This is a genomic window from Microbacterium sp. AC035 (assembly GCF_979258485.1).
In genome coordinates, this window is sequence record NZ_OZ409858.1 from 1,940,981 (window position 1) to 1,954,812 (window position 13,832).

10 protein-coding genes are annotated in these 13,832 nt (G+C 69.2%); 6 read left to right on the forward strand and 4 right to left on the reverse strand.

Annotation, left to right across the window (positions count from 1 at the left end; translation table 11 throughout):
• Nucleotides 1–7: 7 nt before the first annotated feature.
• Nucleotides 8–469 carry an Lrp/AsnC family transcriptional regulator gene (locus tag ACZ0AA_RS09480; protein WP_400866297.1) on the reverse strand — a complete coding sequence of 154 codons (462 nt, stop codon included), beginning with the start codon at nucleotides 467–469 and terminating at the stop codon, nucleotides 8–10.
• Nucleotides 470–541: 72 nt separating this feature from the next.
• On the opposite strand from ACZ0AA_RS09480, the gene ACZ0AA_RS09485 reads away from it, so the two are divergent.
• Both ACZ0AA_RS09485 and ACZ0AA_RS09490 read left to right on the forward strand, forming a co-directional pair.
• Nucleotides 542–1,981, forward strand: a complete 1,440-nt coding sequence (locus tag ACZ0AA_RS09485; protein ID WP_463512762.1) for a DUF6421 family protein — start codon at nucleotides 542–544, stop codon at nucleotides 1,979–1,981.
• A 111-nt stretch (nucleotides 1,982–2,092) separates the two neighbouring features.
• Complete coding sequence (locus ACZ0AA_RS09490) at nucleotides 2,093–2,734, forward strand: SDR family NAD(P)-dependent oxidoreductase (protein ID WP_463512763.1); 642 nt, start codon at nucleotides 2,093–2,095, stop codon at nucleotides 2,732–2,734.
• Nucleotides 2,735–2,753: 19 nt separating this feature from the next.
• Here the strand turns inward: ACZ0AA_RS09490 and ACZ0AA_RS09495 are convergent, their stop codons facing one another.
• On the reverse strand, nucleotides 2,754–4,166 hold the full coding sequence (locus ACZ0AA_RS09495; protein ID WP_463512764.1) for an MFS transporter: 1,413 nt from the start codon (nucleotides 4,164–4,166) through the stop codon (nucleotides 2,754–2,756).
• Between the two features lie 90 nt (nucleotides 4,167–4,256).
• Here ACZ0AA_RS09495 and ACZ0AA_RS09500 point away from each other — a divergent pair, with 90 nt between their 5' ends.
• Complete coding sequence (locus ACZ0AA_RS09500) at nucleotides 4,257–5,324, forward strand: threonine aldolase family protein (RefSeq protein WP_463512765.1); 1,068 nt, start codon at nucleotides 4,257–4,259, stop codon at nucleotides 5,322–5,324.
• A gap of 90 nt (nucleotides 5,325–5,414) precedes the next feature.
• Here the strand turns inward: ACZ0AA_RS09500 and ACZ0AA_RS09505 are convergent, their stop codons facing one another.
• Nucleotides 5,415–6,014, reverse strand: coding sequence for an NUDIX hydrolase family protein (locus ACZ0AA_RS09505; protein WP_400866314.1), 600 nt, complete (start codon nucleotides 6,012–6,014; stop codon nucleotides 5,415–5,417).
• A gap of 113 nt (nucleotides 6,015–6,127) precedes the next feature.
• Between ACZ0AA_RS09505 and ACZ0AA_RS09510 the strand changes: the two genes are divergently transcribed.
• Together ACZ0AA_RS09510 and ACZ0AA_RS09515 are read left to right on the forward strand one after the other, a co-directional pair.
• The gene (locus ACZ0AA_RS09510; RefSeq protein ID WP_400866316.1) at nucleotides 6,128–6,784 is read left to right on the forward strand and encodes an alpha/beta hydrolase; all 657 of its coding nucleotides are present in this window, start codon (nucleotides 6,128–6,130) and stop codon (nucleotides 6,782–6,784) included.
• A gap of 257 nt (nucleotides 6,785–7,041) precedes the next feature.
• Nucleotides 7,042–8,727 carry an ABC-F family ATP-binding cassette domain-containing protein gene (locus tag ACZ0AA_RS09515; protein ID WP_463512766.1) on the forward strand — a complete coding sequence of 562 codons (1,686 nt, stop codon included), beginning with the start codon at nucleotides 7,042–7,044 and terminating at the stop codon, nucleotides 8,725–8,727.
• A 29-nt stretch (nucleotides 8,728–8,756) separates the two neighbouring features.
• Here the strand turns inward: ACZ0AA_RS09515 and ACZ0AA_RS09520 are convergent, their stop codons facing one another.
• Nucleotides 8,757–9,167, reverse strand: coding sequence for a DUF6157 family protein (locus tag ACZ0AA_RS09520; protein ID WP_463512767.1), 411 nt, complete (start codon nucleotides 9,165–9,167; stop codon nucleotides 8,757–8,759).
• Nucleotides 9,168–9,236: 69 nt separating this feature from the next.
• On the opposite strand from ACZ0AA_RS09520, the gene ACZ0AA_RS09525 reads away from it, so the two are divergent.
• A complete protein-coding gene (locus ACZ0AA_RS09525; protein WP_463512768.1) occupies nucleotides 9,237–13,829 on the forward strand; it encodes an ATP-dependent helicase in 4,593 nt (1,530 codons plus the stop codon).
• Nucleotides 13,830–13,832: the final 3 nt, after the last annotated feature.

A 13,832-nucleotide genomic window follows, 5' to 3' on the forward strand; every position in this document is an offset into this window, starting at 1 on the left:
CCGTTCTCTATTCGTCTTCGGGGGCGACCGAGATGATCGGCCGGTGCTCGTAATAGGTCTGCAGCACGACCGTGGTGCGGGTGCTGACGTTCGCCGCCAGGCGGATGTCCCGCACGAGCTCTTCCAGAGCGCGGGGCGAGGCGACCCGCACGAAGAGCATGTAGCTCGCGTCACCGGCGATCGAGTGGCACGCCTCGATCGCGTCGAGGTGCTCGAGCAGCTCGGGGGCGTTGTCGGGCTGGGCCGGATCGAGAGGGGTGATCTCGATGAACGCCGAGAGCGGCGTGCCGACGAGTTCGGGGTCGAGGATCGCGCGGTAGCCGGTGATGATCCCGCGCGTCTCGAGGCGACGCAGTCGCGACTGCACGGCCGACACCGACAGCCCCACGGCATCCGAGAGCTGGGACAGCGTCGCCCGTCCGTCTCGAGAGATGGCAGCCAGGATCGCGCGGTCGACAGAATCATCCATGGATGTAAGATTATCGTCAGGATTCCGTATATGCAGGAATCTTTCCGTGAAACTCTCCGATCGGAGGTCCCGATGTCCATCATTTCCGCCCACAGCTCCGCTGTACAGGCCATCGTCGGCGAACCCGAGGTCGTCGAAGACGCAGCGACCGCCGAATCCTCCTCAGCGTGGGCCCAGCTCAAGGACGCCGCGATCGCGATCCGCGAGATGCAGATCAAGGACGGATCGATCCCGGATGCCGCGCACCACGCCGCCGCACGTGAGCTCGTCGCCGCGATCACCGCCGGCATCCGCGCTCTCGCCCCTGCCTTCCCGCATGACGCCGAGTACCTCGCCGCGTCGATCGTCGACTTCGACCGCTGGGTAGCCGAAGGCTTCGGCGTGCCGGACTTCCTCGATTCGCTGATGGCGTTCCAGCCGCAGCAGCACCGGATCGACGGCATCCGCCACCTCGTCGTCTTCCCGATGTACACGCAGAACGGGTCGAGCGACCGCCTCGTGGAGGCGCTCATCGTCGAGACGATCTGGCCGGAGTTCATCGCCGCCCTCGAGGCCGGCGACTACGGCAACAAGCTGTTCGTCTCGCTGCGTCTGGTCGACTTCACGCCCGGCTACGACACGAACTCGGCCGTGCTGTTCCCCGAGACGGTCGCGATGCGCGAGATCCCGACCTTCACGTGGGGCGCGATCTTCCAGGATCGCGAGGCCGCCAGGTACCGCCGGGTCACCCGCGCCGCCGCCGCGATCACCAACCTCGACCTGCCGGAGCGGGCGAGCTCGATGCTCGACGACCAGCAGGTGGCCGAGAAGACCTTCGTCATGTGGGACATCATCCACGACCGCACCCACATGCGCGGCGACCTGCCCTTCGACCCGTTCATGATCAAGCAGCGGATGCCGTTCTTCCTCTACTCGCTCGAGGAGATGCGCTGCGACATGACGGCGTTCCGCGAGTCGGTGAACATCGAGCGCGCGCTAGCGGCCCGCATCGCCGCGGGTGAGGAGCTCACCGAGACCGAGCAGGAGATGCACGACTACGCGCACCTCGTGCAGTACGCGGTGATCTTCGACCGGATCTTCCGCTTCTCGATCACCGGCACCCGCACGCGCAACTACGACGCCGTCGGCGGACAGCTGCTGTTCGCCTGGCTGCACCAGCGCGGGGTGCTGCACTGGACAGACACCGCTCTCGCATTCGACTGGGACAACGTGCCGGATGCCGTCGTGGCTCTGGGCGATGCGATCGACGACCTGTACTGGCACTCGATCGACCGCCCCAAGGTCGCTCACTGGCTCGCCGCGTACGAGCTCGTGCGCGGAACGCTCACGCCGCACCCGGCGTCGCAGTGGGCCCGCGGTCTGTCCGACGAGATCCTCGCCGGGGCGCCGAAGGCGTACACGGATGCCGTGATGGACGACGAGTTCCCGCTGTCGATGTTCTTCGAGACCCTCGACAAGAAGATGAAGACGGTCATCGAGTCGACCGTCGGCATTCGGGGCACCGACGACTGACTCGAATCGCGCATTTCTGGGGTTCGGTCGTGTGGTGCGACCGGACGCAGCGTCTGCGGCCATTCCTGCCCGGGGTGGCCGCAGAACTGTTTCTTCACGAGAGTTGAGCACATGAGCGTCACAGATCGAACGATCGTCCTCGCCGGAGCCACCAGTGGCTCGGGCCTCGCCCTCTCACGCGCACTCGTCGAGGCAGGTGCGCGGGTCATCGCGACGGGCCGCACGGCCGAACGCCTGAAACCGCTGCGAGCACTCGGCGCCGAGGTCGAGGTGGCGGATGCCACCTCCCTCGAGTCGATGACGGATCTGGCCGCACGGCTGGGCGCCGTCGACGCCGTGATCCCGCTGGTCGGCGGATGGCGCGGCGGCGGCGGACTCGCAGGCCAATCGGATGCCGACTTCGCCGCGCTGCTTCCCGCCCTCGACGCGGTGCGCGCGACGAGCCGCGCGTTCGACAGCGCGCTGCGCGCCTCGCATGCCGGCCGATTCGCGATCGTCTCGTCGACTGCGGTCGGTCGCCCTCTCGCGGGCGGGGCGAACTATGCGGCGGTGAAGGGGGCGAGCGAGGCGTGGACGCGCGCGGTCGCGCAGGGCTTCGCGAAGGCCGCGCGGGATGCCGATGAGCCGCTGCGCGCGGCATCCGTCGTCTTCCGCGCGAAGGCTCTCGATCCGGCGTCCCTCGTGCCGCGAGTCCTGGCACTGTGGGACGCCGACGCCGTAGACCTCAACGACCAGATCATCACGCTCGACTGACCTGGCCGCTGCGGCCGATTCAGCGCCGCGCTTCCGGGACCTCTGGTGGCAGGCCGCGCACAGGCGCCGGTGCATCCGTCGCGGATCCGCCCACCGCTTCCTCAGCGCTCGGATCCTGCTCCGGCGCGTTGGCGTAGAGCTCGGTGAGCTTGCGATACGACTTCGTGAAGAACGCCAGGGTCGCAGCGATCACCATGATGATGCCCGCGAACAGGCAGATCAGCGCGATGCCCCGAGCCTCGCCCTCGCCGAGCAACCAGTCCCACTGCTGCTGCCCCTCGGCGGTCTTCATGTAGGGGATGATCAGGAACTCCGCGATCGGAGCGATCAGGAATGCCGTGATCGGAGCGGCGGCAGCTTCCATCGCGGCGGCGACACCGAACACCCGCCCCTGCCTGTCGTAGCGCACCACCTTCTGGATGATCGTCTGCTCTGCCGCCTCGACGGGAGGCACGAGAGCCATGTAGATCCACATGCCGATCACGTAGAGCGGCCACCACTCGCGCAGCATGAAGACCGAGCCGAGGATGCCCATCGCGATCACGACGAGCAGCAGCGTGCGCATCGGCTCCGGGCCGAGGCCGAACTTCGCCACCAGCCCGCCGCCGATCAGGAAGCCGGTCGACGCGAACGCGAGAGCGAACCCCCACGTCTGCGCATCGAAGAGGGTGAGACCGTAGGGGTCCATCAGCGCCATGTAGACGCCGCCGATGAGGTTGTTGAAGGTCGAGAAGATGATCAGCGCGAACAGTCCGGGCGCCAGCCTGATGGCCGCCACGCTGCCGCGGAAGTCGAGCGCGCTCTTGGCATCGGGGTCGGGCTGCGGCGTCCCCTCGGGGATGCGGATGAAGAGCAGTTGCACGAAGGTCAGCGCCATCGCGCCGATCGCGATCGCCAGAGTCCACCCCATGCCGAGGAAGCCGATCGAGAGCCCCGAGAACACGCTCGTCACGAGGAAGGCCAGCCCCTGAACCGTGCCGACCAGACCGTTGGCGTTGGCCCGCCGGTCTTCGGGCACCAGCAGCGTGACCGTCGTCGAGAGCGCGATGTTGCGCAGCTGCTCGATGACCCCGCCGAACAGGATGATCGCCGAGAACAGCCAGAACCACGGACCGCCGAGGTCGAGCAGCGCCGATTCGGGCTGCCAGACGTACAGCGCCCCCGCGATCAGGAACGCCACCGCCGAGATGACGCTCGAGAGCAGCATGACCGTGTGCTTGCGGTTGCGATCGACGATCGTGCCGAAGATCATCGCGAAGAAGGCGACGAACAGCATGTAGGCGCCGCCGATGATGCCGGTCGCGAGCACCGACTGCGTCTCGATGTACACCCAGAACGTCAGCGCGAACCACAGGAAGCTCGTCGTCACGTTCGCGATGAGCGTGTTGACGAGGACGTTCGCGAAGGCCGTCTTCGCTGCGGTGCGCTCCATGCTTAGAGGGTAGGCGCGGCCTCGGACATTCGGTAGAGCGGGTTCCTCAGCGCGGCATCTGGGGTCGGCATCCGGCAATAGGCTTGTGCGGTGAGTATTCAGCATGACCCCGCGGTCCGGGGCTTCGCCAGCGACAACTATTCCGGCGTCCACCCCGAGGTCCTCGCGGCCATCGCAGCGGCGAACGGCGGCCACCAGGTCGCCTACGGCGAGGACGCCTACACGGCGCGTCTGCAGGAGGTGGTCCGCTCGCACTTCGGAGAGGGCGTCGAGGCCTTCCCGGTGTTCAACGGCACCGGCGCGAACGTCACCGGCCTGCAGTCCATGCTGCCGCGCTGGGGTGCCGTGATCGCGGCGTCGAGCGCCCACATCAACGTCGACGAGGGCGGTGCCCCCGAGCGGATCGGCGGGTTCAAGATCCTCGCCGTGCCGACGGACGACGGCAAGCTCACCCCCGACCTCGTCGACCGCGAGGCCTGGGGCTGGGGCGACGAGCACCGCGCGCAGCCGCTCGTGGTCTCGATCACGCAGTCGACCGAGCTCGGCACTCTGTATTCCGTCGATGAGATCCGCGCGCTCGCCGACCACGCGCACGAACGCGGCATGATGCTGCACCTCGACGGAGCACGCATCTCGAACGCCGCCGCGGCCCTCGACGTGCCGTTGCGCGCTTTCACCCGCGACGCCGGTGTCGACGTGCTCAGCTTCGGCGGCACGAAGAACGGCGCCATGCTCGGAGAGGCCATCGTGGTGCTGAACCCTGAGGCGTCGACAGGCCTGCAGTACTCCCGCAAGTTCAACATGCAGCTCTCATCGAAGATGCGCTTCGTCTCTGCGCAGCTCATCGCTCTGCTCGAGGGCGACCTGTGGCTGCGCAACGCCCAGCATGCGAACGCGATGGCCCAGCGGCTGCGCGGTGCGATCGAGGCCGGCATCGCTGCCGGCGAGATCGCCGGAGTCTCGTTCACACAGCCGACCCAGGCGAACGGCGTCTTCGCGCAGTTGCCGGACGGCATCGCCGACCAGCTCCGTGAGAAGTTCCGCTTCTACGACTGGGATGCCGCGCGTAACGAGGTCCGCTGGATGTGCGGCTTCGACACCGAGGAGTCCGACGTCGACGAGTTCGTCGCAGAGCTCGCGCGCCTCACCACGCGCTGAGAATCCGGTCGCGGCGCCCGCGACCGACGAGAGAGACCCACCATCAGAAGTCGTGACGGTGGGTCTCTCGCGTATGCGGTGACTGCGCCGCTAGCGGAGCAGACCGAGGTTGGCGAGCGCCAGACGGATGAGCGTGCCGCGCCCGCCCTCCATCTCGGCGGCGACGGTGTCTGACGCCGCAGCCTCCGGCGAGAACCAGGTGACCTCTAGCGCGTCCTGTCGGGGCTCGCACGTGCCGGTGACCGGCACCACGAACGCGAGCGAGACGGCGTGCTGACGGTCGTCGTGGTAGGCGCTGACCCCGGGCATCGGGAAGTACTCGGCGACAGTGAAGGGCAGCGGCTGGGGCGGGAGCAGCGGGAACGCCATCGGGCCGAGGTCGTTCTCGACGTGGCGGAACAGCGCATCGCGGATCGTCTCGCCGAACCGGACTCGGCCCGAGACGATGGTGCGCGTCATCTCGCCCATGGGCGTGGACCGCAGCAGGATGCCGATCTCGGTCACCTGCCCTGACCCGTCGGTGCGCACCGGGATCGCTTCGACGTAGAGCATCGGCAGGTGGCGTCTCGCCTCTGCGAGCTCGAATTCGCTCAACCACCCCGGATTGGAGTCGCGCGAGGGCTGTGCGGAGCCGAAGCCCTCGAGGCCGTCGTCGGGCTCGGGATCGGGATCAGGTGTGCGGACGGACATGTCTCCTTTCTACCAGCCGCGTCCTCGCCCGAACACCGACTTGCGGCCACGACCGGGATACGATCCGACGATCGACGCACGCGTGTGTCGGAGGGCGCTGGCAGGATGGACGGGTGAGCGAAGAACTGATGATCGACGGACTCCTCACGCGCTGGTCGACCGAAGACCGCGCGGGGATGCCGCTGCTGGTGCTGCTGCACGGATACGGCGCCGACGAGCACGACCTGTTCGGGCTCGTCCCGTATCTGCCCGACGGCATCGCCGTGGCATCCGTCGCCGCCCCGCTCGCACCCCCGTGGCCGATGCCCGGGCGGTCCTGGTATGCGATCGAGGGCCTCGACGGCCGCAGTGCCGCATCGGTGACGCTGGCGGCAGAGGCATTCCTGCGCTGGCTCGACGACGCACGTGCGGATGCTCCTGCGGTGGCTCTGCTCGGCTTCTCGCAGGGGGCCGCCGTCGCCCTGCAGGCCATGCGTCTCGCCCCGCAGAGCATCGACACCGTGGTGGCGCTCAGCGGCTATGCCGCCGCAGGCGACCTGCCGGGTGATGAGGCGCTGACCGTGGCGCGACCGCACGTGTTCTGGGGCAGAGGCACGAACGACGAGGTGATCCCCGAGGCACTGGTCGCGCACACCGCAGAGTGGCTGCCCGCGCATTCCGAGCTGTCCGGGCGCGTCTACACCGGTCTCACGCACAGCATCTCGGAGGAAGAGCTCCGCGACGTGCACGTCTTCCTCACGAAGTGGCTGGAGCGGGCCGCCAAGGCCTGACCGAGCCGATCCGCCACCGCGACACGCCCGGGGTTGCGAAACTCCGACACGCCCGGGTATCGTCGTGGAGTCCTGTTCGCCGTGTCTGGAAGTCCTTTGATCTGATCCGTCGCCTCCGCGCTCATCTTTCCGCGCGCTGACCCGACGATCGCCGACTCCACGGCAGACCACGCCCGCTGTCCTCCGACAGCGCCCCGCTCAGACGGGGCCCTCGGGCGACCGGTGTCAGTGCTCCCTCGCACTCGACAGGAGACACCATGTCAGTACCCACCCTTCACGCGTCGGTCACCCTCGACCGACTCACTTTCACCTGGCCGGACGGCACGACCGCGCTCGACTCGGTCTCAGGATCCTTCGGCTCCGGTCGCACCGGGCTGGTCGGCCGCAACGGCGCCGGCAAGTCCACGCTGCTGCGGCTGATGGCGGGCGAGCTGACCCCGACCTCGGGGTTCGTCACGGTGACCGGCGAGGTCGCCTATCTGCCGCAGCAGCTCACTCTCGACGTCGATCGCAGGGTCGCGGATCTCCTCGGAGTCGCCGTTCCCCTGGACGCGGTCAGAGCGATCGGTGCCGGCGACGTCGATCAGGCGCACTTCGATGCGGTCGGCGACGACTGGGACATCGAGGCACGCGCCGAGATGTCCTTGGCCGAGGCCGGCCTCGCCCCCGAGTTCCTCGACCGCACGGTCGGCGAGCTGTCGGGCGGCGAGGCGGTGCTCGTCGCGATCGCCGGCATCCGTCTGCGGCGCGCGCCGATCACGCTGCTCGACGAGCCGACCAACAACCTCGACCGTGACGCCCGCGCGAAGCTGGCGGCGATGGTCGAGGCGTGGAAGGACACGCTCATCGTGGTCAGCCACGACCTCTCTCTGCTCGAGCTGATGGACGACACCGCCGAGCTGTACGCGCAGACGCTGAGTGTGTTCGGCGGCCCGTATTCCGAATGGCGAGCGTGGCTCGACGCCGAGCAGGAGGCCGCCCGGCAGGCCGAGGTCACCGCGAAGCAGGAGTTCAGGAAGGAGAAGCGTCAGCGCATCGAGGCCGAGGTGAAGCTCGCGCACCGAGCTCGCACGGCGAAGAAGGCCGAGATCGAGAAGCGCGTGCCGAAGATCGTGGCGCACGGGCGCAAGATGGCGGCCGAGGTGTCGGCGGGCAGGCTGCGCACGGAGGTCGGCGCGAAGGAGGATGCCGCTCGCACTGCGCTCGACGAGGCCGGCAGGCGGCTGCGCTCGGAGGCGTCGATGAAGATCGAGCTTCCGGATCCGCAGGTGTCACGCTCCCGGCGCATAGCGATGATCGGCGACGGTGAGAGCTCGTGGATCATCCAGGGCCCGGATCGCGTCGCGCTGATCGGGCGCAACGGCGCCGGCAAGACGACCCTGCTCGAACGGCTCGTGGCGGATGCCGCCGGCGGATCGCTCCACAACTCCGGAGATTCGGCATCGGGCGGAGCCGAACGTCCCACTGCACGCGCCGTCGGGGAGGATCTCCGGAGTTATGGAGCGCAACTCGCGGCGACGGCGCTCACCGACCGCATCGGCTACCTGCCGCAGCGGGTCGACGGGCTCGACGAGAAGCGGTCGGTATACGAGAACATCGCGGATGCCGCGCCGCAGGTGCCCGAGAAGGAGCTGCGGAATCGCCTGGCGAGGTTCCTGATCCGAGGAGCGACCGCCGAGCGTCCGGTCGCGGCTCTGTCAGGCGGCGAGCGCTTCCGGGTGGCGCTGGCGAAACTGCTGCTCTCCGACCCCGCGCCGCACCTCGTGGTGCTCGACGAGCCCACCAACAACCTCGATATCGACACCGTCGACCAGCTCGTCGAGGCGTTGCGCGCCTACCGCGGGGCGGTGCTCATCGTGAGCCACGACGACGCGTTCCTCGCGCGACTCGATCTGGATCTCACTCTCGAGATCCAGCCGGATGGCTCGCTCGCAGCGATGTGAGGGGCGCGGGTGTCTTCGGGCACCCGCGCTCAGGCCCGCCGGCTCCGCATCGCCCGAGTGTGAGTGATCGCGGGGTCGGCGGCGAGCAGCGCGTAGTCCTCCGACTCGCGAGGCACGAGCGCGACCCGCCCCTCGCCGTCGTGCACGATGCCCCACCCGTAGCGCTTGCCCAGAGGCGATGAGCGCAGGCACGGCTGCCCTTTCGAGAAGAACGACTCGCGTGCGGCGGTGTCGTGAGGGGCGATCCCGCTGCGCAGCGCGTAGGTCTCGAAGATCACGTCGTCCGAGGTGCGCGCATACGGATCTTCGGCGATCAGCCGGTAGTGCAGAGCCGCGATCGTGGGCTTCTCACCCGTCGGCGGCTCTTCGGCATGGTCGACAGGGCAGTCCTCGGCGACCTCGATGAAGGTGCTCAGGTAGTTCGTGGTGTGCGTCGCCATGCCTACAGCATGCCCTCACCGTCGGACAATGCCGACCCCGATGTCGGTGGCTCGGGTGATGATGGAGGGATGAGCGACGTGCTCGACCGCTTCACCCCTGCCACGCAAGACTGGTTCCGGGGTGCCTTTCCCGAACCCACACCCGCGCAGGCCGGCGCGTGGAATGCGATCTCAGCCGGCAAACACGCCCTCGTCGTCGCGCCGACAGGGTCGGGCAAGACCCTGTCCGCCTTCCTCTGGGCGATCGACAGCGTGTTCCGCGAGCGCTCCGCGCAGCCCACCCCGCCCGCGAAGCGCACGAAGGCCGCGGACTCCTCGCGCACGCGCATCCTCTACATCTCGCCGTTGAAGGCACTGGGCGTCGACGTCGAGCGCAACCTGCGCTCCCCTCTCATCGGCATCGGACAGTCGGCCAGGCGCCTCGGCGTCGAGGCCCCCTCCGTGACGGTCGGCGTGCGCTCGGGAGACACCACCTCGAGCGACCGCCGCAAGCTGGTCTCCGATCCGCCCGACATCCTCATCACGACCCCCGAATCGCTCTATCTGATGCTCACCAGTCGCGCCGGTGAGACCCTGCGCGATGTGCACACCGTCATCATCGACGAGGTGCACGCGGTCGCCGCGACCAAACGCGGCGCCCATCTTGCGGTGAGCCTCGAGCGTCTCGACGCCCTGCGACGCACGCACGGCCACGACGAGCCGGCGCAGCGCATCGGCCTGTCGGCGACCGTGCGTCCGATCGACGAGGTCGCGCGGTTCCTCGGCGGCGCGGCTCCGGTCGAGATCGTCGCGCCGCCCGCATCGAAGACATTCGAGCTCGGCGTCGTCGTCCCGATGGATGACATGACCAATCCGCCTCCGCCGCCCGGCGCCCCGAAAGACGCCGGCGATGCCTCGGATGCGGAGTACACCGAGGTCACCGGCTCCGTGTGGCCCCACGTCGAGGAGGCGATCGTCGATCGCATCCTGCAGAACAAGTCGACCATCGTGTTCTCCAACTCGCGTCGCCTCGCCGAGCGCCTCACCGGGAGACTCAACGAGATCTACTCCGAGCGCATCGGGGTCGCGCTGCCCGAGGCGTCCGTACCGGCAGCCATGATGGCGCAGGCGGGTGCCACCGCCGGAGCAGACCCCGTGCTCGCCAAGGCGCACCACGGGTCGGTCTCGAAGGAGCAGCGCGCCCAGGTCGAGGAAGAGCTCAAGTCCGGGGTCCTGCGGTGCGTCGTCGCGACGAGCAGCCTCGAACTCGGCATCGACATGGGAGCGGTCGACCTGGTGATCCAGGTCGAGGCGCCGCCCTCGGCGGCCTCGGGTCTGCAGCGCGTGGGTCGAGCAGGCCACCAGGTCGGCGAGATCAGCCGCGCGGCGCTGTTCCCCAAGCACCGCGGCGACGTGCTGCACACCGCGATCGTCACCGAGCGGATGCTGGCGGGCAAGATCGAGGCGATCCAGGTCCCTCGCAATCCGCTCGACATCCTCGCTCAGCAGACAGTCGCCGCCAGTGCCCTCGGTGAGATCAGCGTCGAGGAGTGGTTCGAGACCGTGCGCCGGTCCGCGCCGTTCCAGTCGCTCCCCCGGTCGGCCTACGAGGCGACCCTGGACCTGCTCGCCGGACGCTATCCCTCCGACGAGTTCGCCGAACTGCGCCCTCGTCTGGTGTGGGACAGAGACGCCGGCACGCTGACCGGTCGCCCCGGCGCCCAGCGCATCGCCGTCACCAGCGGCGGCACGATCCCCGACCGTGGACTCTTCGGAGTCTTCGTCGCCGGGGAGTCGACCGGCGCCCGCGTCGGCGAGCTCGACGAGGAGATGGTCTACGAGTCGCGCGTCGGCGACGTGTTCACGCTCGGCACGACGAGCTGGCGCATCGCCGAGATCACGCATGACCGGGTCAACGTCATCCCCGCGTACGGCCAGCCGGGCAAGGTGCCGTTCTGGCACGGCGACGGAATCGGCCGCCCGTTCGAACTCGGCGAAGCGCTCGGCAAGTTCTCGCGAGAGGTATCGGCGGCGACGCCCGAGAAGGCTGCTCAGAGACTCATCGAGGCGGGACTCGACGAGCAGGCCCGGATGAATCTGATGGCGCATCTCACCGAGCAGCGGGAGGCGACGGGCACCCTGCCCACCGACCGCACCCTCACGGTCGAGCGCGGGCGCGACGAGGTCGGCGACTGGCGGGTCATCCTTCATTCCCCTTACGGCATGAAGGTGCACGCACCGTGGGCCCTGGCCATCAACGCCCGCATCCGCGAGCGCCTCGGCGTCGAGGGCTCGGCGGTCGCGAGCGACGACGGCATCATCGTGCGCATCCCGGATGCCGAGGCCGAGCCTCCCGGCGCCGAGCTCTTCGTGTTCGACCCCGACGAGCTCGAGCAGCTCGTCACGCAGGAGGTCGGCGGATCGGCGCTGTTCGCCTCCCGCTTCCGCGAGTGCGCTGCCCGCGCGCTGCTGATGCCGCGGATGAACCCGAACAAGCGCACCCCGCTGTGGCAGCAGCGCCAGCGCTCTGCGCAGCTGCTCGAAGTCGCGCGTCGGCATCCGACGTTCCCGGTGATCCTGGAGACCCTGCGCGAGGTTCTGCAGGACGTGTACGACCTGCCGTCGCTGCGCAAGCTGGCCGTGTCGATCGCAGACCGACGCATCCGACTCGTCGAGACGCAGCCGTCCCAGCCCTCGCCGTTCGCACGTGATCTGCTCTTCGGCTACGTGGGCGCGTTCATGTACGAGGGCGATTCGCCCCTTGCCGAGCGCCGGGCGGCCGCCCTCTCCGTCGACCCCGCGCTGCTCGGCGAGCTGCTCGGCACGGTCGAGCTCCGCGAGCTCCTCGATCCCGACGTCATCACCCAGTTCGAGCGCGAGGCGCAGCGACTCGACCCCGAACGACACGCGCGGGGCCTCGAGGGCGTCGCCGACCTGCTGCGCATGCTCGGTCCGATGGATGCCGCCGAGATCGACGCGCGACTCGATCCCGAGACGGGATCGGCGTCCGACCACCTCGATGCGCTGATCGCCGCCCGCCGAGCGATCCCCGTCACCGTCGCCGGCACCAGGCGCATCGCGGCGATCGAGGACGCCGGCCGTCTGCGCGATGCGCTCGGCGCTGCGCTGCCCACCGGCATCCCCGTCGCGTTCCTCGAACCGCTGGCTGATCCCCTCGGTGACCTCGTCGCGCGATATGCCCGCACGCACGGGCCCTTCACGACGGATGCCATCGCGACGCGCTTCGGTCTGGGCGCAGCCGTCGCCCGACACACGCTGCAGCGGCTGGAGCACTCGGGCAGGCTGACCAGCGGCTACTTCCTGCCGGAGGCCTCCGGCTCCGGCAACGAGACCGAATGGTGCGACACCGAGGTGCTGCGTCGCCTGCGGATGCGGTCGCTCGCCGCGATCCGAGGCAGCGTCGAGCCGGTGTCGCCCGAGGCGTACGCGCGGTTCCTCCCCGACTGGCAGCACCTCGGCCGTCCCCTCGAAGGGCTCGACGGCGTGCTGGCCGTGATCGAGCAGTTCGCCGGCGTGCCGATTCCCGCCAGCGCCTGGGAGTCGCTGGTGCTTCCCTCCCGCGTGCGCGACTACTCCCCCGCCCTGCTCGACGAGCTGACGGCCGCGGGAGAGGTCATCTGGTCCGGTCACGGGACGCTGCCCGGTCGTGACGGCTGGGTGTCGCTGCACCCCGCGGATCTCGCGCCCTTCACCCTCCCCGAGCCCGACGACGAGATCGCCGCCGACTCTCTCGAGGCACGTGTTCTGGCGGCGCTCGACGCAGGCGGAGCCTATTTCGCGGGCCAGCTGAAAGACATGGCCGGTGCCGACAACGAGCAGTCGGTGCTCGAGGTGCTGTGGTCGCTGACCTGGGCAGGGCGAGTGACGAACGACACATTCGCGCCGATCCGATCGCTGCTGGCCGGAGGATCGCAGGCCCACCGCGTGACCCGACGCGCCCCGCGCACGCGCACCTACCGGGGCATGTCGCTCGCCCGCACGGCGCCTCGCCCGTCGTCGATCGGCGGACGCTGGTCGCTGCTCCCCTCGGTCGACACGGATGCCGCTCGACGCGCGACCGTCACCGCTGGGCTGCTCCTCGACCGCTACGGCGTCGTCACACGAGGCGCGGTGCAGGCCGAGGGCGTGCCAGGCGGCTTCGCCCAGACCTACCGGGTGCTCGCCGGATTCGAAGAGGCGGGGCACTGCCGCCGCGGCTACGTGATCGAACGACTCGGAGCGGCGCAGTTCGCGGCATCCGCCACCGTCGATCGCCTGCGCACGTTCGCCGGCCTCGCCGATCCGCCTCCGCGCAAGGCCGTCACGCTCGCCGCGACCGACCCCGCCAACCCCTATGGCGCGGCTCTCGGCTGGCCCAAGCGCGATGAGGTCTCGCATCGCCCTGGACGCAAGGCCGGCGGCCTGGTGGTGATCGTCGACGGTTCGCTCGTGCTCTACCTCGAACGGGGTGGACGCACGGTGCTGTGTTTCACCGACGACTCCGAGGTGCTGCGAGCCGCGGCATCCGACCTCGCCGCGACGGCCCGTGCGCGCCGACTCGACACCCTCACGGTCGAGAAGGTCAACGGCGAAGGCGTCTACGGCACCGAGCTCGCCCTGGCCCTGCAAGACGCCGGGTTCGTCGCGACGCCCCGCGGCTACACCCTGCGCAAGGCGATCTGAGCG